The 20,749-nt window shown below is 62.8% G+C and carries 22 protein-coding genes; 11 read left to right on the top strand and 11 right to left on the bottom strand.

What is annotated here, in order from left to right:
• The first annotated feature begins 38 nt into the window (after window positions 1–38).
• Window positions 39–548, top strand: coding sequence for a hypothetical protein (locus ACK1VC_RS16775; RefSeq protein WP_016487693.1), 510 nt, complete (start codon window positions 39–41; stop codon window positions 546–548).
• Window positions 549–648: 100 nt separating this feature from the next.
• Here the strand turns inward: ACK1VC_RS16775 and ACK1VC_RS16770 are convergent, their stop codons facing one another.
• Both ACK1VC_RS16770 and ACK1VC_RS16765 read right to left on the bottom strand, forming a co-directional pair.
• Window positions 649–1,626, bottom strand: coding sequence for a D-2-hydroxyacid dehydrogenase family protein (locus ACK1VC_RS16770; RefSeq protein ID WP_191086730.1), 978 nt, complete (start codon window positions 1,624–1,626; stop codon window positions 649–651).
• 153 nt (window positions 1,627–1,779) lie between these two features.
• On the bottom strand, window positions 1,780–2,691 hold the full coding sequence (locus ACK1VC_RS16765; RefSeq protein WP_102690034.1) for a LysR family transcriptional regulator: 912 nt from the start codon (window positions 2,689–2,691) through the stop codon (window positions 1,780–1,782).
• 94 nt (window positions 2,692–2,785) lie between these two features.
• Here ACK1VC_RS16765 and ACK1VC_RS16760 point away from each other — a divergent pair, with 94 nt between their 5' ends.
• The gene (locus tag ACK1VC_RS16760; RefSeq protein WP_191086729.1) at window positions 2,786–3,961 is read left to right on the top strand and encodes an MFS transporter; all 1,176 of its coding nucleotides are present in this window, start codon (window positions 2,786–2,788) and stop codon (window positions 3,959–3,961) included.
• A 437-nt stretch (window positions 3,962–4,398) separates the two neighbouring features.
• Here the strand turns inward: ACK1VC_RS16760 and ACK1VC_RS16755 are convergent, their stop codons facing one another.
• A complete protein-coding gene (locus ACK1VC_RS16755) occupies window positions 4,399–5,022 on the bottom strand; it encodes a glutathione S-transferase family protein (RefSeq protein WP_016487689.1) in 624 nt (207 codons plus the stop codon).
• A 199-nt stretch (window positions 5,023–5,221) separates the two neighbouring features.
• On the opposite strand from ACK1VC_RS16755, the gene ACK1VC_RS16750 reads away from it, so the two are divergent.
• The 6 genes from ACK1VC_RS16750 (at window position 5,222) to ACK1VC_RS16725 (ending at window position 9,445) form a co-directional block, all read left to right on the top strand.
• Entirely contained in the window at window positions 5,222–5,521 is a 300-nt protein-coding gene (locus ACK1VC_RS16750; RefSeq protein ID WP_016487688.1) for a DUF3077 domain-containing protein, read from the top strand.
• A gap of 79 nt (window positions 5,522–5,600) precedes the next feature.
• Window positions 5,601–6,323: a hypothetical protein gene (locus ACK1VC_RS16745; protein WP_191086728.1), complete on the top strand. Its 723-nt coding sequence runs from the start codon at window positions 5,601–5,603 to the stop codon at window positions 6,321–6,323.
• A 292-nt stretch (window positions 6,324–6,615) separates the two neighbouring features.
• Entirely contained in the window at window positions 6,616–7,536 is a 921-nt protein-coding gene (locus tag ACK1VC_RS16740; protein WP_191086727.1) for a LysR family transcriptional regulator, read from the top strand.
• A gap of 143 nt (window positions 7,537–7,679) precedes the next feature.
• Window positions 7,680–8,456: an SDR family oxidoreductase gene (locus ACK1VC_RS16735; protein WP_095115508.1), complete on the top strand. Its 777-nt coding sequence runs from the start codon at window positions 7,680–7,682 to the stop codon at window positions 8,454–8,456.
• A 105-nt stretch (window positions 8,457–8,561) separates the two neighbouring features.
• A complete protein-coding gene (locus ACK1VC_RS16730; protein WP_016487684.1) occupies window positions 8,562–9,011 on the top strand; it encodes an antitoxin Xre/MbcA/ParS toxin-binding domain-containing protein in 450 nt (149 codons plus the stop codon).
• Complete coding sequence (locus ACK1VC_RS16725; protein ID WP_016487683.1) at window positions 9,008–9,445, top strand: RES family NAD+ phosphorylase; 438 nt, start codon at window positions 9,008–9,010, stop codon at window positions 9,443–9,445. Before ACK1VC_RS16730 ends, ACK1VC_RS16725 begins: the two co-directional genes overlap by 4 nt.
• Before the next feature lie 7 nt (window positions 9,446–9,452).
• Here the strand turns inward: ACK1VC_RS16725 and ACK1VC_RS16720 are convergent, their stop codons facing one another.
• Together ACK1VC_RS16720 and ACK1VC_RS16715 are read right to left on the bottom strand one after the other, a co-directional pair.
• Window positions 9,453–10,607 (bottom strand): cysteine desulfurase family protein, encoded by a 1,155-nt coding sequence (locus tag ACK1VC_RS16720; RefSeq protein WP_016487682.1) that lies wholly within the window; start codon window positions 10,605–10,607, stop codon window positions 9,453–9,455.
• Window positions 10,608–10,800: 193 nt separating this feature from the next.
• Window positions 10,801–11,727, bottom strand: a complete 927-nt coding sequence (locus tag ACK1VC_RS16715; protein WP_449117993.1) for a LysR family transcriptional regulator — start codon at window positions 11,725–11,727, stop codon at window positions 10,801–10,803.
• A 139-nt stretch (window positions 11,728–11,866) separates the two neighbouring features.
• Here ACK1VC_RS16715 and ACK1VC_RS16710 point away from each other — a divergent pair, with 139 nt between their 5' ends.
• The 3 genes from ACK1VC_RS16710 to ACK1VC_RS16700 all read left to right on the top strand — a co-directional run bounded on the left by ACK1VC_RS16710 (window position 11,867) and on the right by ACK1VC_RS16700 (window position 13,950).
• Complete coding sequence (locus tag ACK1VC_RS16710; RefSeq protein ID WP_016487680.1) at window positions 11,867–13,096, top strand: acyl-CoA dehydrogenase; 1,230 nt, start codon at window positions 11,867–11,869, stop codon at window positions 13,094–13,096.
• A gap of 88 nt (window positions 13,097–13,184) precedes the next feature.
• Window positions 13,185–13,565, top strand: coding sequence for a hypothetical protein (locus ACK1VC_RS16705; RefSeq protein WP_191086726.1), 381 nt, complete (start codon window positions 13,185–13,187; stop codon window positions 13,563–13,565).
• Window positions 13,558–13,950: a hypothetical protein gene (locus tag ACK1VC_RS16700; protein WP_224372338.1), complete on the top strand. Its 393-nt coding sequence runs from the start codon at window positions 13,558–13,560 to the stop codon at window positions 13,948–13,950. The genes ACK1VC_RS16705 and ACK1VC_RS16700 overlap by 8 nt, the downstream gene beginning before the upstream one ends.
• Before the next feature lie 5 nt (window positions 13,951–13,955).
• Here the strand turns inward: ACK1VC_RS16700 and ACK1VC_RS16695 are convergent, their stop codons facing one another.
• The 6 genes from ACK1VC_RS16695 to ACK1VC_RS16670 all read right to left on the bottom strand — a co-directional run bounded on the left by ACK1VC_RS16695 (window position 13,956) and on the right by ACK1VC_RS16670 (window position 20,528).
• A complete protein-coding gene (locus tag ACK1VC_RS16695) occupies window positions 13,956–15,020 on the bottom strand; it encodes a TerC family protein (RefSeq protein WP_070086374.1) in 1,065 nt (354 codons plus the stop codon).
• 165 nt (window positions 15,021–15,185) lie between these two features.
• The gene (locus tag ACK1VC_RS16690) at window positions 15,186–16,493 is read right to left on the bottom strand and encodes a substrate-binding domain-containing protein (RefSeq protein ID WP_060517285.1); all 1,308 of its coding nucleotides are present in this window, start codon (window positions 16,491–16,493) and stop codon (window positions 15,186–15,188) included.
• Window positions 16,494–16,604: 111 nt separating this feature from the next.
• Window positions 16,605–17,753 carry an ABC transporter ATP-binding protein gene (locus tag ACK1VC_RS16685; protein WP_145914023.1) on the bottom strand — a complete coding sequence of 383 codons (1,149 nt, stop codon included), beginning with the start codon at window positions 17,751–17,753 and terminating at the stop codon, window positions 16,605–16,607.
• A 19-nt stretch (window positions 17,754–17,772) separates the two neighbouring features.
• Window positions 17,773–18,582: an ABC transporter permease gene (locus tag ACK1VC_RS16680; RefSeq protein WP_016499074.1), complete on the bottom strand. Its 810-nt coding sequence runs from the start codon at window positions 18,580–18,582 to the stop codon at window positions 17,773–17,775.
• 6 nt (window positions 18,583–18,588) lie between these two features.
• Entirely contained in the window at window positions 18,589–19,506 is a 918-nt protein-coding gene (locus tag ACK1VC_RS16675; RefSeq protein ID WP_016487673.1) for an ABC transporter permease, read from the bottom strand.
• Entirely contained in the window at window positions 19,503–20,528 is a 1,026-nt protein-coding gene (locus tag ACK1VC_RS16670; protein WP_016487672.1) for an ABC transporter substrate-binding protein, read from the bottom strand. The genes ACK1VC_RS16675 and ACK1VC_RS16670 overlap by 4 nt, the downstream gene beginning before the upstream one ends.
• Window positions 20,529–20,749: the final 221 nt, after the last annotated feature.

Raw genomic sequence — 20,749 nt, 5'->3', positions numbered from 1 at the left:
GCTTTCCGCCCTTTACCGCTGTATCCGGACAGAAATTGATGAACCAGCCATACGAACCCAAGCAACAGCTCGACGACCTGCCGGCGCCGGCCGAGGGCCATGCTTTCTGCAGGCAAGAGGTGGAGCGCCTTGAAAGTGTGCAGGCCCAGCATGCACTCGAACTGGCTGCGCTGCAGGCCAGTGGCGAGGCGCAGAACCGGAAGCTGGTGGCAAGTACCCTGGCCCGCGTGCAGAAGGAAGGGGCGATTCGCAAGAGCCTTGAGCAGTACCAGGAGCAACTGGCCGCGAGCAACCTGGCACGGGACGCGTTGTCCACCACTGTGACTACGGCGTTGAAGCGGCTAGCGCTGGCCACCAGCACCCAGGCTCAGCGCGTTGACAGCGTCGAGGCGCGTCTGGCCAGCCTGGCTGAGCGCCAGCGTGAATGCGAGCTGCAATTGCAGCAGCTGGCCGGCCCTGGCTGGGCGGCGTACCTGGAGCGCAATGCTGTGCCATTGGTAGCGCTGGCGGTGGCCGTTTTTGCGCTGGGGCTGAACCTGTTCGGTTGAACGCAACTTGAAGGCACATGCCCAATGGGCGCGTGCAGTCCATACGTAATGACTGGGGCTGCTATGCGGCCCATCGCGGGCATGCCCGCGCCCACAGGGCTCAGCGCCGAGCCGCCAGCACCTCGGGGTTGGCAACGTTCTTTGGCGTTCCTTCGAAAAACGCCAGCACATTGTCGAAGGCGTCGCCAAAGTACAGCTCGTAACCGTTCTTCTCCACATACCCCAGGTGCGGTGTACTGAGTACACGAGGGTGGCGCAGCAGCGGATGGGCGGGGTCGAGCACCGGCTCCTCTTCGAAAACATCCACTGCCGCGTAACCCGGCCGCCCGGCATCCAGTGCCTGCAGCAATGCCCCTGGGGCAATCAGTTCTGCGCGGCTGACGTTTACCAGCAGGGCATCGGGCTTCATGCTGGACAAGTCGCGGAAGGTGACCCCGTGGCGCGACTTTGCCGACAGGCGCAGGTTCAGGCTGACAATGTCCGCTTCAGCAAAAAATGCCTCACGCGAGGCGGCTGCGCGGTGGCCATCAGCCTGGGCTGCGGCGCGGCTGCTGTCGCTGCCCCACACCAGCACGTGCATGTCGAATGCCTGTGCGTAACGCGCCAGGCGCTGGCCGATCTTGCCGTAACCCCAAATGCCCAGCAGCTGGCCGGCCAGCGCCTGCCCCAGGTTGACCTGCCAATGGCCTTGGCGCAAGGCATCGATGGCCGGTACCAGCTGCCGACGGGCATTCAGGATAAGCGCCCAGGCAAGTTCCGCAGGCGCCACCGGCGAGCCACGCCCCTCGGTTACGGCTATGCCCCGCGCCGTGCACGCTGCCAGGTCCAGGTGGCTGGACACCTTGCCGGTCTGGCTGATCAGCTTGAGGTCAGGCAGGTGGTCGAGCAAGGCGGCGTCGATGCGGGTACGTTCGCGGGTGAGTACCAGTGCGTCGGCGTCGGCAAAGCGTGCTGCAAGTTGCTCTGGCGTGGCGGGTTGGCATTCATGAAGCACGCTGACAGCGTGCCCGCTCAGTTTGGCGAAGCAGTCGAGCGTGCGGATCACATCCTGGTAGTCGTCGGGAATGACAATGCGCATGGTGGTCTGGCCCTGGCCGTACAGTGAAGCGTCGAAGATAACCCAACTGTAGATATCAACGTCAGGTCAGACTGTGGTCGCAGCGCACCACGACCGGCTCATGCACCCTGTCGTGACACCAGGCCGCTCCCAACGCGTAGCCCGGAAGACTTTCTACAAGCGGGTGCGCAGGCCGCCCGACAAGTGCTCTATCAGAAAATCCACGAACACCCGGACCCGCGCCGGCATGGCCGGCCCGCCAACGAACACCGCATGGATCGGCTCGCGGTCGTCAGGGTTGTACGCCTCCAGCAATGGCACCAGCCGCCCGCTGGCCAAGTCATCGACCACCGTGAAGGTACCGATGCGTGCCACGCCGGCACCGAGCCTGGCCAGTTGCGCCAAGGCTTCGCCGCTGCTGCATTCGATATTCCCCGTCACCTTCAACGAGAACGCCTGCCCGTCGCGGCGGAACGGCCAGTCGGGCGCCGCGCGGCGGAAATTGAAGCGCAGGCAGTTGTGCCGGGCCAAGTCTTCAGGCTCAAGCGGGGTACCGCAGCGTTGCAGGTATTCGGGTGAGGCGACCACCACCTGGCCGGTTTCGCCAATGGCGCGGGCGCTCAACGAGCTGTCCGGCAGGTGCCCGAAGCGTAATGCCACGTCGGCCTGGCCACCGAGAATGTCGGCCACTTCGTCACTGAGGGTAAGGTCAACCAGCACTTGCGGATAGCGGGCGCTGAAGGCCGCCAGCAGCGGCACTACGGTCAACCGGGCGTGGCCCAGTGCGGCGCTCACCCGCAAGCGCCCGCGCGGCACCCCCTGGTCGGTGATGGCTTCTTCCACTTCGAGCATGTCGGCCAGCACCCGCCGTGCACCGCGCAGGTACGCCTCACCCTCGGGAGTGAGGGTGATTGCCCGTGTGGTGCGCAGCAGCAGGCGGGTGCCCAGGCGCTGTTCGGTGCGGGCGAGGATACGGCTGACCGCAGAAGGCGTCAGGTTCAGTGCCCGCGCGGCAGCCGACAAGCTGCCTTCTTGCGCCACCCTGGCAAATATCTCCATCTCGCCGGATCTTCCACTGAAGTCCATTTGTGCCTCGTGCGCAAAGGTGGTTAGCAAAAAAGCAGTCTAGTGCGCTTTTGAAACAGATCGTAGCATTTGCGGCATAGATAAGGAGCTTGCCATGCGTATCAATCCACCTCTTGTCGCACTCGCCATCTGTGCCTTTGGCATCGGTGTCACCGAGTTCGCCCCCATGGGCATGTTGCCCAGTATCGCCACTGACCTTGGCGTTTCCATCCCTGCTGCCGGGCTGCTGGTCAGCGCCTATGCCATCGGCGTGCTGATCGGCGCACCGCTGATGACCCTGGCCACGGTGAAGATCCCGCGGCGTTATCTGCTGATCGGGCTGATGGCCATTTTCACACTGGGCAACCTGATGTCGGCCCTGGCCAGCGACTACGCCAGCCTGTTGGTGGCCCGCGTTGTCACCTCACTGAACCACGGTGCTTTCTTCGGCATCGGCTCGATTGTCGCAGCCAGCGTGGTACCACCCGAGAAGCGTGCCGGGGCGGTGGCGGCGATGTTCATGGGCTTGACCCTGGCCACCATCGGCGGCGTGCCGCTGGCGACCTGGTTCGGTGAAATGCTGGGCTGGCGCACAGCCTTCTGGGGTATCGCCGGGCTTGGCCTGGTGGCGATGACCACCCTCTGGTACGCGCTGCCCAATGTGCCGTCGCCCAAAGGCGACGGGGCCATGGCTGAAATCCGTGTGCTGGGCCGCGGCCCGGTGCTGGCAGCTTTGCTGCTGACGGTGGTGGGTTCCAGTGCGATGTTTACGGTGTTCACCTACATTGCGCCGATCCTGCAGAGTGAGGCGGCCGCATCCACCACGTTCGTGACAGCCATGCTGGTGTTGTTCGGTGTTGGCCTGACCTTGGGCAATGTGTGGGGGGGCAAGGCGGCAGACCGCTCGATCGACCGTACCCTGATCCTGTCGTTGGCGTTGTTGATTGCCGTGCTGCTGGTGTTCCCGCTGGTGCTCGACTGGCCGCTGCCGACAGCCGTGGCGATTCTGCTCTGGGGCGCGGCCAGTTTTGCCTTGGTGCCGCCGTTGCAGATGCGGGTGATGGAGGCAGCCAAGGATGCGCCCAACCTGGCCTCGGCGGTGAACATCGGTGCGTTCAACCTGGGCAATGCGATTGGCGCCGCGCTGGGTGGCGCAGTGATCAACGCAGGGCTGGGCTACCCGGCGATTTCCCTGGCGGGCGCCGCGATGGCGGCACTGGGGTTGGTGATGGTGTTGCTGTTTGCCTGGCGTGGGCGGGTGGTGGCAGCGGGGGGGCAGGTTGCGGTGTAACAAACTGAGATCGCCGGGGGCGCTGTGCGCCCCTTTCGCGACACAAGGCCGCTCCTACAGGGAAAATGGGATCTCTTGTAGGCGCGGCCTTGTGTCGCGATGGGCTGCAAAGCAGCCCCAGAATCCAGCAGTGCCGTTGCCGCCACCACGGTGATGCCGTTTTCGGTCTGCTCGCCGAGGCTGGCAGTGCCGGTCACGTTGGTCGGGTCCAGTGCCACAGCACCCAATGGCAGCGGTTGGCCGGGATCAGGCGGTAACCGCCGTCCTGCGGCATGGCTTGCAGGCCGCAGGACCAGTAACTGCTGCAGGGCTTGCTGGCTGAAGCTGCCACGCAGCCCGGCGCTGTATTTGCCGGCCAGGTCACCCGGGGGTAAAGGACTAGTGGTAATGACTCGCAGTATTACCCAATGCCCGGCAGTGAAACCCGTGTTGTACGTTTACGGTGTACCGTTACGGCCGTGCAGGTGATAGGCCGGGCGTTCGCTGAGGCGTTCGTAATAATCGCGCACCGCTGGCAGGTGCGGGTGTTCGAACGGCGTTTCGAACCAGCGGTTGACCGACAGGCCGATAGGGATATCGGCCAGGGTGAACTGGCTGCCGGCCACATACGCACCGGTGCTGGCCAGTTGGTGGTCGAGGATGTGCATGTAGCGAGACCAGTCCGCGCAACCGGCGGCAAGTGCTTGCGGGTCCTGGTGCGCGGGGGAGTGCCTGACCAGTGACATGAATGCGTAGCTCCACGAGCGGTTCAGGTCTGAGGCCTGCCAGTCGATCCACTGGTCGATCCTGGCCCGCGCCTGGGCATCGTCGGGGTAGAACGCGGTGGCACCATAGCGGTTGGCCAGGTAGCGGATGATGCTGTTGGATTCCCACAAGGTGAAGTCGCCATCCTGGATCACCGGGATCATGGCATTGGGGTTCAACGCCAGGAACTCGGCGCTGTCAGTGGCCTTGAAGCCAGAGCCCCAGTCTTCGCGCTCGAATGCAACCTCGAATTCAGCGCAGGCCCACAGCACTTTTCGCACATTGATGGAGGAGGCTCTGCCGAGTATCCGTAGCATGGTGTTCGTCCTGGGGTGGGGGAGGTTGATCGTCCGACACTGCCAGGTGGCGGTCAAGGGCTGATCGGTGGCGGAGGGCACACTTCATGGAGTGCTTGTAGTCCATTTCCGAAAGTGATTGTTACCACCCTGCTGGTCATTGTGGGGGGCAAAGCAGCGTCCTAGTCTGGGCATGCCCGCAACCGCCCGAGGAATGGACATGGACAACGACAACCCGAAAAGCAGCAAGCTCAATGTTGTGCGTGCAGCGAGCCGGTTTGGCAACGCCGATGCCGAACTGGTGCAGATGAAACCGCAGCTGCCGATGAGGACCGCACTGATGGAGGCATCTAGCATCATGGGCTGCATGACTGAAATCACTCGCAAGGCCATCGACAGGCCTGGCGACCGCAAGGTGATGATGCAGGCCACGGTTTACCTGGCGGGCATGGCCAAAGCACTGATCGATGGCCAGCTGCTGCAGATGCGTCAGGCGCGGGAAGGTGAACGCGAACGCTAGTCAAGCTTGCCTGGGGGGCCTTAACTTGGCACCCTTGGGCGGTTTGAATCGTCTGTATCACCACAAAAGGAAGTTCGCATTGAGCTGGGACAAGGTGGGGAAATTCCTCGTAGCCGTGCTTGCGGGCCTGATGGTCCTTTTGGCCGCCTACGTGTTGCTCAGGGGAAACCCGCGTCTGGAGGCGTCACTGACTTATGCCTACCTCACCTATCCCACCCAGTTCAGCGAGCGCATAAGCAAAGCCAGCGGGCAACTCAAGTATGAGCAGTTGCAGGGGCGCATCAACAACATTGGCCAAGGCGAGCTAAGCCACGATCAGGTCGAGCGGTTGATAGAAATGGCCCAGGCACCCTATGCCCAGCTGTTCGCCAAGCCTTTCGAGGCCGGGCTGGTCGATCACCGTACTGGCTTGCTCATCGAACTACGCAACAGGGGTGATGCGCCAGTACGGGAGGTCAAGGTCCGTCTGCCAGCCAAGGGCCTGGTGCAGGTGCGTGATGCTGCCGGCAACGACACCCTGCTGGAAACCGCCACCGCGCAGGTGGACATCCCGGCCATCGAGCCGGGTGGCACGTGCAAGGTCTGGGTCTATTTCGATGCAGACTATTTGCAGATCCGCCAAGGCGGGGTCAGCATCAGCCACGCCGACGGCGTGGCCAATGTACAGGTGTACCACGAAGTCATCGGTTTTCCGGCCATGGTGGCGCGCTACAGCCGCGAGTTGATGGTGTTGCTGAGCGTACTGGCGATCAGTGTGCTGGGCCTGGGTTACGCCTGCCTGGCACGGCGTAGACTGCGGTAAGCGCGTTACTCGAACATAAATACCTGATTGGGCGGGGCCCCTGGGGGAGCGGGCAAGCCCGCGAACACCGGCGCAGCCGGTGCCATGCAGCGCGTCGCACTCTTCGCGGGCGCGCCCGCTCCCACAGGATAAAGCGGCGTTTGCCGAAGCCTTGTTCCACGGGCGACAGCGCAGCATAACGGGCTGGTATGCGTGTTCTGCGATCAAGGGTCATTTGCTTGAAACTCAATACTCCCCCGTTGACGACCCTCTATAGTGCTCGGCATTACAAGACCCATGTCGAGCCTGCCTGATGATCCCTTCCCTGGATTCCATTTTTTCTCGCCTGCGCCTGCGCCAGTTGCGCCTGCTGATCGAGCTGGATCGCTGTGGTTCGCTGCACAAGGCTGCCGAAGCCATGGCCATTTCCCAGCCCGGGGCCACCAAGGCGTTGCGCGAGGTGGAGGAGGTGTTGGGTGTACCCTTGTTCCAGCGCCTGCCCAGCGGCCTGGTAGCCAACGACGTGGGCCGTTGCGTGGTGCGCTACGCGCGGCTGATCCACAGCGACCTGGGGCACTTGCGCGAAGAGGTGCTGGGCATCGTCCAAGGTCAGGGTGGGCGGCTGGCGGTGGGCAGCATCATGGGGGCCATGCCGACCCTAATCAGCGCCCTGGGGCGCTTGCGCCGCAAGCAGCCGCAGCTGGCAGTGGAAATTGCCGAGAATACCAGCGCCAACCTGCTCGCCCAGCTGGACGAGGGGCGCCTGGACCTGGCGATCTGCCGGCCGGGGCTGGGCCGCAACGCCACAGACTATGCCTTTGTCGAACTGGCCCAGGAGCCATTGGTAGTGGTCGCGCACCCGCAACACCCGCTTGCCGGGGTAGCGTCACTGCATATCAGCGACTTGAGCCATTACCGCTGGGTGGTCTACCCGGCGAACATGCCCATGCGCCAGGCGCTGGAGCGCGAGTTGAGCGAGGCAGGGGTGGAGGTGCCCCGTTATCCGCTGGAAACCTTTTCAACCTTCGCTACTTTCATGCTGCTGGAAGATGACCCGACGCTGGTGGCGGTCATTCCCAGTGCTGTGGCGAGCTTTGCCGAGCAGCGCGGGTTACTGGTGTCGCTGGCGGTGCAGCTACGGGCCTTGAGCGAGCCGTTCGGCATCGTGCACCGTGTGGCGACGCCGCTAGCGCCAGCGGCGCGGTTGCTGGTAGAGGAATTGACGGCCGATTGAAACTTGTTGGCGCCAGCCCTTCAGCCTGTTGCTGGCGGGGATAAATGCCGGTTATTGGTGGATCAGCTCTTTTCATTATCGGCGGCCCTGTCCTGTGCTCTAGATTACCCCCCTGAAACCCTACTGCATCAAGGACCAACACAATGGATCTAGGCATTACCGGCCGCTGGGCCATCGTCTGCGCGGCCAGCCAAGGCTTGGGCAAAGGCTGCGCCGAGGCGCTTGGCAAAGAAGGCGTGAACCTGGTCATCAATGCCCGCACCCAAGCCACCCTGGTACAGACCGCCAGCGAGTTGCGTGCGGCCTGCCCGGGCATCGAGGTGCTTACCGTGGCCGGCGATGTTGCTGATGCCCAGGTGCGCCAGGCGCTGTTGGCGGCCTGCCCGCAGGTCGACATCCTGGTCAACAACGCCGGTGGCCCGCCACCGGGGGACTTCCGTGACTGGGGGCGTGACGACTGGCTGAAGGCGCTGGACGCCAACATGCTCACCCCCATCGAGCTGATCAAGGCAGTTGTCGACGGCATGGCCGAGCGGGGCTTCGGGCGGGTAGTGAATATCACCTCAGGCGCGGTGAAGGCGCCGATCGACATGCTTGGTCTGTCCAACGGCGCCCGCAGTGGCCTGACCGGTTTCATTGCCGGCCTGGCCCGGCAGCAGCGCCTGGCGGGCAGCAATGTGACACTGAACAACCTGCTGCCTGGGGCGTTCGACACCGCGCGCTTGCAAAAAACGTTGCAGGCGGCGGGTGGCGATGTGCAAGCCACTGCCCAGGCCAGGCGCAAGGCCATCCCGGCGGCGCGCTTTGGCGATGCCGGGGAGTTTGGCGCGTACTGTGCGTTCCTGTGCAGTGCGCATGCCGGCTATATCACCGGGCAGAACCTGCTGATCGATGGCGGGGCTTATCCGGGTACCTTCTGAAAGGTGCGGGGGCGCAGTGCCCCTACAACCAAGGGGCCAGTCAAACTGGCAATGATCCGGTGAATACCGCATACTTGTCGGCAAACGCCGAAACAGGAGTATGCCATGCTTGCCGAAGTGCTTCGTGACAACGGTTACCACGAGTACCGGGCGCGCCTGCAGGCGCTGCTGGAAATACCCGAACTTGCCAGTGACTTCGAAATCCACACCCGGATCACCCACGGTTTTGCCGCTACCTGGCTGGTGAAGCTGACCGAGCGCGGTGTGTTCACGCCGGTGGAGCGGGACCAGATCATTCCCCTGCGCACCCTGAAAACCCGTATCGAACGTGACCAGCCGCTGACCGTGGAAGAGAGTGATCGGCTGTTCCGTTCGGCCCACATCACCGCCATGGCCGAAGCCGTGTTTGGCGAGGCGGACAAGGCCAAGCGCTGGCTGTCCAAGCCCAAGGAACGTTTTTCGGGGCTGACGCCGATGCAGATGCTCACAACCCAGCAAGGCACCACTCAGGTCGAAGAGATGCTGCTGCAGATTGCCGAGGGTTTTGGCCTGTGATTTTGTGGCGTATCAGCGCCTATGCAGATTTGAGCGGCACTGGGGGGCTGCGTGTTAGCGGACGCTGGCACCAGGCGGGCCGGCCCGTGGTGTATGCCGCCACCAGCCCTTCCGGGGCGATGCTCGAGGTGCTTGTGCACCTGGAGATCGACCCAGAGGATTTTCCTACCACCATGCGCCTGATCCGTATCGAATTGCCTGACACGGTTTCACAGGCGCAGTTGCCCGCCCTGCAGCCCGGCTGGTCCGCTCAGCCTGAGTTGACCCGGGCGCTGGGCAATCGCTTTCTGGATGACTGCTCGGCTTTACTGCTGCCCGTGCCGAGCGCGATCATGCCCAGCACCATCAACTACCTGTTCAACCCACGGCACGCGCAGGCACAGCGTGCGAAAATCCAGGTCGAGGATTTTACCCCGGACAGCCGCTTGTTCTAGCGTGTGTTCACCACAGTGCAGCCGATGCCGTCGTCAGCACCCGGCCAAACACTGCGAGCGCCTGGTCCACTTGCGCCTCGGTCGTGAATCGGCCGATGCTCAAGCGCACACTGTTGCGCGCCTGACGCTCGTCCAGCCCCAGTGCCAGCAGCACATGGGAGGCGGCGTTACTCGCCGAGTTGCAGGCCGAAGTGGTCGACAAGGCCAGCTCGCTGGCCAGGGCCGCGCTGTTGAAGCCCTTGCTGTCGATGCACAGGTTCAGGGTGTGGGGGATGCGTTGGCTGGCGCTGCCGTTGAGGGTGACGCCGGGTAAAGCCAGCAGGCCCTCGCGCAGGCGCGTGGCCAGTTGCTCAAGGCGCTGGTGCTCGCTGTCACCTGGTTCGCCGGCCAAGGCAAAGGCGCTGCCCATGCCCGCGATCTGATGGGTTGCCAGGGTGCCGGAACGCAGGCCCTGCTCATGGCCGCCGCCGTGCATCTGCGCACGCATCAGCGTACGGGCGCGTGGGCCGACATAGAGCGCGCCGATCCCTTTTGGCCCGTAAACCTTGTGCGCCGAAAATGACATCATGTCCACGGCCACCGCCTTCAGGTCGATGGCCAGCTTGCCTACGGCCTGTGCGGCGTCCACGTGCAGGAGGGCACCGTGGTCACGCACCTGTTGGCCGATGGCGGCAAAATCGGTAACCGTGCCCAGCTCGTTGTTGACCGCCATCAGCGACACCAGGCGGGTATCGGCGCGCAACGCTGCCTGCACGCTTGCAGGCTGGATCAGGCCGGCAGCATCCGGCGCCAGGCGGGTGACGGCCCAGCCTTGGCGTTCAAGTTCGGCCGCGGTGTCAAGCACGGCTTTGTGCTCTAGCTGACTGGTGATCAGGTGCCCGGGCTGGTCGATGCCTTGGGCAATGCCTTTGAGTGCCAGGTTGTTGGACTCGGTCGCGCCCGAGGTCCAGACCAGGTTGTCGGCTTGCGCGCCGACGCGCTCGGCCACCTGCTGGCGAGCGTGCTCCACGGCCTGTCGCGCGGCCTGGCCGTAGGCATGGCCACTGGACGCCGGGTTGCCGAAGTTGGCCTCGCTGCCAAGGCAGGCAAGCATGGTTTCGATGACCCGGTCGTCGACGGGGGTGGTGGCGGCGTAATCGAAATAAAGGGGGGCGCTAGGCATTCGGGCGGGTCCATATCTGTCGCCGTGAAATCGGCGATTGTTGGGATAAGCGTACCCGCCATGAAGAAGATAGTTTTCGCTTCCCGGCAATTTTTTCTGAATCTCTGTAATAAAAATTTCTCCCCTGCGAACTATTTGGAGAATATTTTTCTACAGTCGGGCGGGGCTGAGGCGCCGCCGCTCGCAGGCGTCTTCAGGCGGGCTGTGGGGCTTTCTCTTCCTCGGCTACCACGCGTTCGCACAATTCGGTGATCTGCTCGCGCATCCAGCGGTTGGCCGGGTCCTGGTCGGTGCTTTCATGCCAGTACAGGTGCGTTTCCAGTGCCGGCACCTCCACTGGCAGTGGCTGGTAACGCAACTGGTGGCGACGGGCGAAGCGCTCGGGGACGGTCATCGCCATGTCGGTCTGCTGCAACACCTGCGAGGCCATCAGGTAGTGCTGCGAACGCAGGGCGACCTTGCGTTGTACACCCATCTTGCCCAGCGCCAGGTCGACGTAACCCAGGCCGTTGCGGCGGCTGGAAATATGGATGTGGGTCATGCTCAGGTAGCTGTCGAGGGTCAGCTTGCTGTCAGCCAGCGGGTGGCCTTGGCGCAGGGCGCACACATAGCGGTCTTGCATCAGTTTGATGTGGCGCACCTGCGGGTCGGTATTCAGGGGCGCGTCAATGGCGAAGTCCAGGCGGCCGGCGGCGAGCTCCTTGGTGGTCTCGCGGCGCTTGCACAGGAAGCTTTCGATCAGCACCGCAGGCGCCAGACAGCGCAGGCGCTGGAACAGCGGCGGCAGGATGACCGCTTCGGTCAGGTCGGTCATGCTGATGCGGAAGGTCTTGTTGGCCTGCTGCGGGTTGAAGATGCGGCTTTCCTGCACCGAGGTACGCAGCAGTGCCAAAGCGTTGCGCACCGGGCCGATGATGTTCTGCGCCATCGGCGTGGGCACCATGCCTTGTGCAGTGCGCACAAACAGCGGGTCGTTGAAGGTTTCGCGCAGCCGCGAAAGGGCATTGGACACCGCTGGCTGGGTAATGCCGACAATCTGCCCGGCGCGGGTCAGGTTGGCTTCGGTGTAGATCGCATCGAACACGATGAACAGGTTGAGGTCGACCTTGCTGAGGTTCATGGGCGCCGCTCTTTGTTGGAATTATTGGCCGATCATATATCGGTTATGAATGTTTATACACGCGGAAAATAGACTAGGTGGATGGGGCTGCGCTGCTCTAGGCTCTGCCCATGTACTCCGAACCGTGAAGGTAGCCCCGATGGATTTCGCCTATTCGCCCAAGGTCCAGGCACTGCGCGAGCGCGTTACTGCGTTCATGGACGCCTACGTGTACCCCGCCGAAGCCGTGTTCGAGCGCCAGGTTGCCGAGGGCGACCGCTGGCAGCCCACGGCAATCATGGAAGAACTCAAGGCCAAGGCCCGCGCCGAAGGGCTGTGGAACCTGTTCTTGCCCGAATCGGAATACGGCGCCGGCCTGAGCAACCTGGAATACGCCCCGCTGGCGGAAATCATGGGCCGCTCGCTGCTCGGGCCAGAACCGTTCAACTGCTCGGCGCCGGACACCGGCAACATGGAAGTGCTGGTGCGTTATGGCAGCGAAGCGCAGAAACGCCAGTGGCTGGAGCCGTTGTTGCGCGGTGAGATCCGCTCGGCGTTTGCCATGACTGAGCCGGACGTGGCCTCCTCGGACGCGACCAACATGGCAGCCACTGCCGTGCGTGACGGTGACGAATGGGTCATCAATGGCCGCAAGTGGTGGACCTCCGGCGCCTGCGACCCGCGCTGCAAGGTCATGATTTTCATGGGCCTGTCCGACCCTGAAGGGCCACGCCACCAGCAGCATTCGATGGTGCTGGTGCCCACCGATGCGCCGGGCGTGAAGATCGTCCGCCCGTTACCGGTGTTCGGCTATGACGATGCCCCTCATGGCCATGCCGAAGTGCTTTTCGAGAACGTGCGGGTGCCTTATGAAAACGTGCTGCTCGGTGAGGGGCGCGGCTTTGAGATTGCCCAAGGGCGCCTTGGCCCTGGCCGTATCCACCACTGCATGCGCTCGATCGGCATGGCCGAGCGTGCGCTGGAGCTGATGTGTAAACGTTCGGTGGAACGTACTGCATTTGGTCGGCCACTGGCACGGCTGGGCGGCAACGTCGACAAGATCGCCGACTCACGCATGGAAATCGACATGGCCCGGCTGCTGACGCTGAAAGCGGCATACATGATGGACACCGTGGGCAACAAGGTGGCCCGCAGCGAGATCGCGCAGATCAAGGTGGTGGCGCCGAACGTGGCGTTGAAGGTGATCGACCGGGCGATTCAGATTCACGGTGGGGCAGGGGTGAGTGGCGATTTCCCGCTGGCCTACATGTACGCCATGCAGCGCACCCTGCGCCTGGCCGACGGGCCGGATGAAGTGCACCGGGCGGCGATTGGCAAATATGAAATTGGCAAGTATGTGCCGGTGGAGCTGTTGCGTAGCGGGCGCTGAGTCAGCGGCCTGCACCGGCCTCTTCGCGGGTGAACCCGCTCCCACAGTGATCGCGCAAACTCCCGCAATGTGTAGGAAGTATCTGACCATGGGCGTCGGCAAGGGCATGCTCGATCAAGGTTTGAAACAGGTCAGTCATACATTGACCAGTATCGAGCAGTTGCACCAGCGAGAGTTCATGCGCCATGGCCACTTGAACAGCCCAGCGTTTTTCGCAGCTTGTAAAAAGGTCAGACTGACCGAGACAGGAGGTTTTGCTGTTGGAACCGCCGGAGCTATGCTTGGCTCCTCAGGAGCAGTCCTCGTATCCGGAACAGTATGTGCCGTGGTTACTATGGGCTCTGCAGGTCTGGCCGGGCCAGTGTGCGGCATAGTGCTGGTGGGTGCCAGCGGTATGGCTGGGGGAGTGCTGGGCGGCAAGCTCGGTGAGTCGGTAGGCGAGGTTATCTACGAGGCGACCAGTGATTGATATTACTGGCTGGCAACCACTTGCCAAATTGGTAATTCTACTAAGTCCTTTTGTTATCGGTATACCTGGGCTAGCTCTTAGTGTTGTCGCGACGTTGACGAAAGATTATGGCGTCGCCTGCTCGGCCATCACGAGCAATCCCTACTTCGAAAGCATTAAGCGTGTATGGGGTTCTGGATCATTTAAGTGGCGCTGGCTGACCCTTTGTACGGTAAGTGGACTAGTTGCATTTCCGTGGTTAGCGCTGCGTATGGGGCAACTGGATGCTGGCGAGTTGAATGCCTTTCCGCAGAAGCTGAAGCGTAAGTTGAAGGTTGCTGCGTGGCTAAGCATGACTGGATTCATCTGGATGGTAGTTGTATGGGCATTATTTAAAATCAAGTAGCCGTATCAGATCCGCATCTGCGGGTCTTCGTCTTTTGGGCTGACTGGACAATCGGCATTTGAAGACTGCTCAGGCGAATGATCCGCGATCGCCGGGTTCTCCCCCCGCGTCTTGACCAACGAAACCACCACCCCACCCAGCAACAACCCGAACGTCACCCCCAACGACAGCAGTGCCGGCACCTTGCCCACCATGCCGTGATAGAAAATCTTGCAACCAATAAAGATAAGCACCAGCGCCAACGCATACTTGAGGTATACAAACCGGTGCATCAACGCCGACAGCGCGAAGTACAACGATCGCAGCCCAAGAATGGCGAAGATGTTCGAGGTGTAGACAATGAATGGATCCTGGGTGATGGCGAAAATCGCGGGCACGCTGTCGACTGCAAACACCAGGTCGGCCAGTTCGATCAGCACCAGCGCCAGAAACAACGGGGTGGCGTAGCGCAGCGCCTTGCTGTGCCCGGGCGGGGTCTGGCGCACGAAGAAGTGCGAGCCGTGGATCTGGTCGGTGACCCGCATGTGCCGGCGCACGAACTTGAGTATCGGGTTGTTGGCCAGGTCAGGGTGGCTGTCTTCTTTCGAAAGCGCCATCTTCACCCCGGTAAACAACAGGAAAGCACCGAAGAGATACAGCACCCAGGCAAAGTTCTGCACCAGCGCGGCGCCTACACCAATCATGATCGCCCGCAGGAATACCACCCCCAGGATGCCCCAGAACAGCACGCGATGCTGGTAACGGCGGGGAATGGCGAAGTAGCTGAAAATCATCGCCATGACAAAGACATTGTCCATCGACAGCGATTGCTCGACCAGGAAACCGGTGTAGAACTCCAGCGCCGATTGCGCGCCCAGCTGGTACCAGACCCCGACGCCGAACAAGACGCCAACGCTGAAGTAGCCCGAGTACAGCAGCAGGCTTTCGCGCATTTCGATTTCCCGGTCGTGGCGGTGCAGCACGCCCAGGTCGAGCACCAGCAAACCGATGACGATGGCAATGAACACCAGCCACAACCAGGTGCTGGTACCGAGTACGGGGGTGGTGAGGAATGCTTGCAGAGCTGTCATGAGCCCCTCCTTGAATGTCGACGTTGCATGGCAACAGTGATCCGACATGGCGGCTTGGCAGCCGTCAGAGGGGCCCGGTATCACATGACTTTGAGCCTAGACCCGATTGCAGGAGATACCGAATGGGGAGCTGTTACATTTCTTTGCCAGGGTCCCTGCATCAATTCAGTACACCCACACCTCAACCCGCCGATTGCGCAGTCGCCCTTGCTCCAGCTCATTGCCGGCCACCGGCAGTTCATCGCCCATGCCCGTCACCTCCAGCAACTCCACGCCATCGCGCGCCAGCTCGCGGCGCACTGCCTGGGCCCGAAGGCGCGAGAGCAGGGCGGCGCGGCCAGGCGTTTCCTTGGGGTCGCCAAACCCTACCAGCACCGCTTTGCTCTGCAGCTTGCCAGCCTGGCGCAGGTATTCGGCCACCCGCTGCACATCACGCAGGGCCTTGTTATCGAGGCTGGCGCTGCCTTCCTGAAAGCGGAAGTTCACACTCAGCCGCTGCGCCTGTTGGGCCAAGGTACGGTAGCGCGGCGGCATGTCTGCCTGGGGCACGACTGGCTGGGCCTTGATCTGCTGCGAAACAAAGCCCTGCTGGGCGACGATGGCCTGGCCGGCCGGGCTCTGGGCAAAGTCGGCCAGGGCTCTGGCCTGTGGCTTGGGGTTGGCCGGCAGGTAGAAGTACAGGCGCCGTGACAGCGGGTAATCTTCGCTGGCCACCAAGGCGCGCTCCGGCAGCATGGCCGGTGCGTCGCCTTCGGCTACCGCCAGCACCTTGGCCCCGTGCACCGCAGCCAGGCTGCTGAAGCCGATGGCCTGGCGGTCGGTGGCCACCTGCGCGGCCAGTTCGTCACTGGACTCGTAACGCAGAGCCTTGGCTGACAGCTCGTTGTGATGGGGCTCCAGCACCAGCGCCTTGAATGTCTCGAAGGTGCCGGAGCGGTCGTCGCGGGCGTACAGGTGAATGGCGCCGCCAGGAATGCCCAATTGCTCCCAGCGTTGGATCTGCCCAGAGAAAATCTGCGCCAGCTGCTGCGTGTTCAATTGTGGTAGCGGGTTGTCGGGGTGGACGATGACCGCGACACCGTCCAGGCCGATCACTTGTTCGGCGCTGGCAGTGCGCAGGTCGCCAAGGGCCCGTAGTAGGCGCACTTCACTGTCGTTGATCGGCCGCGAGGCAGCTGCCAGGTCGGCATCGCCACGGCCGAGGGCGGCGAAGCCGGTGCTGGACCCATGAGCGGCGATGTCGATGCGTACGGTTTGCCCCTGTGCGTCGCGCGCGGTTATCACCAACTCGTTGGCGACCTTGCCCGGCTGCTGCTCGACGACTGTGGCCTGCTGCGCGCGCAGTTGCCCTTTTACCAGGGCAGGGAGCAGCGCTGCGCCGATGGTGTTGGAGCCTTGAACGCGCAGGTGTACAGGCTCGGCCAGGGTGGCCAGCGGTAGCAAAGTGAGCAGCAAGACAAACAGGCGGGGCATGCCGGGTGGCCTATGGCATAGAGATGGCCGGCAGATTACGACAGTGGCGTGATGATAATGTGACAGCCGCTAGGGGAGGGCCTTGCCCTCCCTGTGCGGCGAGTGATGGACTCAATGCGCCCCGGCGGATTTGCTCAGGTCACTCTCGGCCCACTCGGTATAGATGCACGCATCGGCTACCGCCCAACGCACCTTCACGCTGTCACCCGGCTGCATCGGCATGCCCGCAGCCGACAGTGCTTTCACCGTCAGCTCGGTGCCCCCTGCAGTCACCACATGGCAGGTCTGGCTTTCACCCAGGAACAGCACTTCGCCAACCTTGGCACTCACCTCGTTCCAGCCCGCCGGCAGTGGTTCGCGGGCGGCCTGTTCGACGGTCAGGGCCAGGGCTTTTTCCGGGCGCACCATGATCAGCGCATCCTGCGCAGCGGTCAGGCCCGGGGTCAGGCGGATGGCCACCGACTGGCCTTCGAAGCTGCCTGCGCCGTTGCTGCTGGCTTTGATGCGCAAGAAGTTGGAGTTGCCCAGGAACGAGGCGACAAAGGCATTCGGCGGGTTTTGGTACAGGTCGTAACCGGTGCCCAGGCCGACGATCTTGCCATGGCTGAAGATGGCGATGCGCTGGGACAGGCGCATGGCTTCCTCTTGGTCATGGGTGACGTAGACGATGGTGATACCCAGCCGACGGTGCAACTGGCGCAGCTCGTCCTGCAGGTCTTCGCGCAGCTTCTTGTCCAGTGCGCCGAGCGGTTCGTCCATCAGCAGAATGCGTGGCTCGTACACCAGTGCCCGGGCAATCGCCACGCGCTGCTGTTGCCCGCCGGACATCTGCGACGGCTTGCGGTGGGCGAACTGCTCCAGCTGTACCAGCTTGAGCATGGCGTCGACCTGTTTTTGGGTCTCGCTGGTGCTGAGCTTGCGGATGGCCAGGGGGAACGCGATGTTGTCGCGCACGTTGAGGTGCGGGAACAGCGAGTAACGCTGGAACACCATGCCGATGTCACGTTTGTGCGGCGGTACATTCACCAGCGACTGGCCATCCACCAGGATCTCGCCACTGCTGGGTGTTTCGAAGCCGGCCAGCATCGACAGGGTCGTGGATTTGCCCGAGCCGCTGGACCCGAGGAAGGTCAGGAACTCGCCGTCCTGGATTTCCAGGTCAAGGTTGTCCACGGCGGTGAAGTCACCGTAGTGCTTGTTCAGGCCGCGCAGGCTGACCAGGGTCTTGCCTGGCGCGTTGTCTTTGATCACTGCACTCATTGTTGTTTTCTCCGCGCGCTCAGGCGTTTGTTTCGGTGCGCCGGCGCAAGGCGGCGGCAATGAACATGACAAGCAGCGACAGGCCGATCAGCAGGGTCGAGGCCACGGCGATGACCGGGCTGAGGTCCTGGCGCAGGGTGGTCCACATTTTCACCGGCAGGGTCTGCAGGTCGGGGCTGGCCATCATCACGCTCAGCACCACCTCATCCCACGACACCAGGAAGGCGAACAGGCCACCGGCGATCATCCCCGGGCGAATGGCCGGGAAGGTGACCTTGAAAATAGCCTGCAGGCGCGAGGCACCGCAGATCACCGCGGCATCTTCGATCGACTGGTCGAACAGCTTCAGCGAGTTGATGATCGAGATGATGGTGAAGGGCAGGGCGACGATCACGTGGCTGACCACGAAGGCGAACAGCGTGCCGGTGTAGCCGAGCTTGAGAAACAGTGCGTACACCGCCACGGCGATGATCACCAGCGGCACGATCATCGGCATGGTGAACAGGCCGTACAGCAGCTCACGGCCCGGGAAGCGGCCACGCACCAGGGCGAATGCGCTGGGCAGGCCCAGCAGCACGGCGGCGACGGTGGTCAGCACGGCCACCTTGAGGCTGGCCAGCGCGGCGTCCATCCACTCCGGGTTGGAGAAGAACTGGCCGTACCACTTGAAGGTCCAGCCCGGGGGCGGAAATACCAGCCACTGGGACGAGCCGAACGACAGCAACACGATGAACACCACCGGTAGCAGCAGGAAGGCCGCGATGACCCCGGTGGTCAGGTACAGGCCCGTACGCAGCGGGCGGCCCATGGCATTGGGAGACAGGAGCATGGCGGTTTACCTCGCGTTGCCGACCGGGGATTCCGGCTGCAGCTTCAGGTACAGGTAGAAGAGCACCAGGGTGATCGCCACCAGCAATGCCGCAGCGGCGCTGGCCAAGCCCCAGTTGAGGAACGACTGCACCTGCTGGATGATGAATTCGGGCAGCATCATGTTCTGCGCCCCGCCCAGCAGCGCAGGGGTAACGTAGTAGCCCAGCGACATCACGAACACCATCAGCGCCCCGGAGAACAGCCCCGAACGGCACAGCGGCAGGAACACCTTCCAGAAGTTGGTCCACGGGCTGGCGCCGCAGATGGAACCGGCCTGCAGCACCATCGGGTCGATGGCGTGCATGGTGGCCTGCAGCGGCAGCACGATGAACGGGATCATGATGTAGCTCATGCCGATTACCACGCCCGTGAGGTTATGCACCATTTCCAGCGGGGTATCGATGATACCCATGGCCATCAACGCCTTGTTGATCACCCCCGAGCTTTGCAGCAACACCAGCCACGAGTAGGTGCGCGCCAGCAGGCTGGTCCACATCGACAGCAGCACGATGTTCAGCAGCCAGCGGCCCCAGCCCTTGGGCACCAGGGTGATCGCCCAAGCCAGTGGGAAGCCCAGCAGCACGCTGATCAGGGTGACTACGCCAGCTACCGAGAAGGTGTTGAACAGCACCCGTGCGTAGGCTGAGTTGGCAAACAGCTGCTCGTAGTTGCCCAGCCCCGGCGTTGGCTCCAGCACGCCACGCAGCAACAGGCCGACCAGCGGTGCGAAGAAGAACAAGCCAAGAAACAGCAGGGCCGGCAGCAGGTTGCGGCTGCCTTTCCAGCGTTGGCTCAGGCTGGTGCGGCGAGGGGCCGTCCCAGGGGCGCCGGTGCCCGTGGGGGCACCTTGCGCGTTATGCAGGGCGTTGATGGCGACTTTCATTTGACCAACCACTCATTCCAGCGGGCCGCGATGGCCTGACCGTTTTTAGCCCAGTAGGCGAAGTCGAGTGTGACCTGGTCCTGGGCGTAGGCAGTGGGCAGGTTTGGCGCAAGGTCTTTGTCCAGCTTGGCCACGCTGTCGACGTTCACCGGGGCGTAGGCGGTCTTGTTGGCGAACTCGGCCTGGCCTTCGGCGCTGCTGGCGTTGGCCAGGAACTTCATGGCCGCCTCCTTGTTCTTGGCACCTTTGGGGATGACCAGGAAATCGGCCATGACCAGATTCTGCTTCCAGCTCACGCCCACGGGAGCGCCGTCTTGCTGCAGGGCGTAGACACGGCCGTTCCAGAACTGCCCGAGGGAAGCTTCACCCGAAGCCAGCAGCTGCTGCGACTGGGCCCCACCGCCCCACCAGACGATGTCTTTCTTGATGGTGTCGAGCTTCTTGAAGGCGCGGTCCAGGTCCAACGGGTACAGCTTGTCCGGCGCTACGCCGTCGGCCAGCAGGGCCAGTTCAAGCACGCCGGGGCTGGGCCATTTGTACAGGGCGCGTTTGCCAGGGTAGGTCTTGGTGTCGAACAGTGCGGTCCAGTCCACCGGCTTGTTGGCACCGAGCTTGCCTTCGTTGTAGCCCAGTACGAAGGAGAAGAAGAACGAGCCGACGCCGTGGTCGGACACGAAGCGCGGGTCGATCTTGTCGCGCTTGATCTGGTTGAAGTCGAGGGGTTCGAGCAGGCCTTCGCTGGCGGCGCGCAGGGCAAAGTCGGCTTCGACATCCACCACGTCCCATTGCACGTTGCCGCTTTCGACCATGGCCTTGAGCTTGCCGTAGTCGGTGGGGCCGTCCTGCACGACCTTGATGTCGGTGGCTTTGGTGAAGGGTACGGCCCACGCTTCTTTCTGGGCGTCCTGGGTGGTCCCGCCCCAGCTGACGAAGTTGAGGCTGTCAGCGGCTTGGGCGGCTTGACATGCCAGGGTCAGCAGGCTGGCGGACAGCACTGCGGTTACACGTTTGCTCAACAGCATGGTTACGCCCTCGTTGCTTTTGTTATTCGAGGCGGGGCTTGTGGTGCGCCCGCCAACAGTGTTCGGGGAGCAGCTAAAACAAAGTGTCTGGGTGGCCGTTTTTAATTGTAGGTGCCGGCCTGCAGATTTAAGGTCTACGGGATATCATATTATGGTATTCCAAACTTTTGGCAAGGGGTATGAGGCGACCGGCCATCACCCTGCCCTCAGGTTTGGTTGCC

Source organism: Pseudomonas sp. XP2, assembly GCF_053557975.1.
Note: the sequence above shows the minus strand (reverse complement) of the source record. Positions and strands in the feature narration are given on the sequence as shown.

Coding starts and splice junctions, on each gene's coding strand:
- ACK1VC_RS16775 (WP_016487693.1), top strand. CDS start 39: ATGAACCAGCCATACGAACCCAAGCAACAGCTCGACGACCTGCCGGCG.
- ACK1VC_RS16770 (WP_191086730.1), bottom strand. CDS start 1,626: ATGCGCATTGTCATTCCCGACGACTACCAGGATGTGATCCGCACGCTC.
- ACK1VC_RS16765 (WP_102690034.1), bottom strand. CDS start 2,691: ATGGACTTCAGTGGAAGATCCGGCGAGATGGAGATATTTGCCAGGGTG.
- ACK1VC_RS16760 (WP_191086729.1), top strand. CDS start 2,786: ATGCGTATCAATCCACCTCTTGTCGCACTCGCCATCTGTGCCTTTGGC.
- ACK1VC_RS16755 (WP_016487689.1), bottom strand. CDS start 5,022: ATGCTACGGATACTCGGCAGAGCCTCCTCCATCAATGTGCGAAAAGTG.
- ACK1VC_RS16750 (WP_016487688.1), top strand. CDS start 5,222: ATGGACAACGACAACCCGAAAAGCAGCAAGCTCAATGTTGTGCGTGCA.
- ACK1VC_RS16740 (WP_191086727.1), top strand. CDS start 6,616: ATGATCCCTTCCCTGGATTCCATTTTTTCTCGCCTGCGCCTGCGCCAG.
- ACK1VC_RS16735 (WP_095115508.1), top strand. CDS start 7,680: ATGGATCTAGGCATTACCGGCCGCTGGGCCATCGTCTGCGCGGCCAGC.
- ACK1VC_RS16730 (WP_016487684.1), top strand. CDS start 8,562: ATGCTTGCCGAAGTGCTTCGTGACAACGGTTACCACGAGTACCGGGCG.
- ACK1VC_RS16720 (WP_016487682.1), bottom strand. CDS start 10,607: ATGCCTAGCGCCCCCCTTTATTTCGATTACGCCGCCACCACCCCCGTC.
- ACK1VC_RS16715 (WP_449117993.1), bottom strand. CDS start 11,727: ATGAACCTCAGCAAGGTCGACCTCAACCTGTTCATCGTGTTCGATGCG.
- ACK1VC_RS16710 (WP_016487680.1), top strand. CDS start 11,867: ATGGATTTCGCCTATTCGCCCAAGGTCCAGGCACTGCGCGAGCGCGTT.
- ACK1VC_RS16705 (WP_191086726.1), top strand. CDS start 13,185: ATGGGCGTCGGCAAGGGCATGCTCGATCAAGGTTTGAAACAGGTCAGT.
- ACK1VC_RS16695 (WP_070086374.1), bottom strand. CDS start 15,020: ATGACAGCTCTGCAAGCATTCCTCACCACCCCCGTACTCGGTACCAGC.
- ACK1VC_RS16690 (WP_060517285.1), bottom strand. CDS start 16,493: ATGCCCCGCCTGTTTGTCTTGCTGCTCACTTTGCTACCGCTGGCCACC.
- ACK1VC_RS16685 (WP_145914023.1), bottom strand. CDS start 17,753: ATGAGTGCAGTGATCAAAGACAACGCGCCAGGCAAGACCCTGGTCAGC.
- ACK1VC_RS16680 (WP_016499074.1), bottom strand. CDS start 18,582: ATGCTCCTGTCTCCCAATGCCATGGGCCGCCCGCTGCGTACGGGCCTG.
- ACK1VC_RS16675 (WP_016487673.1), bottom strand. CDS start 19,506: ATGAAAGTCGCCATCAACGCCCTGCATAACGCGCAAGGTGCCCCCACG.
- ACK1VC_RS16670 (WP_016487672.1), bottom strand. CDS start 20,528: ATGCTGTTGAGCAAACGTGTAACCGCAGTGCTGTCCGCCAGCCTGCTG.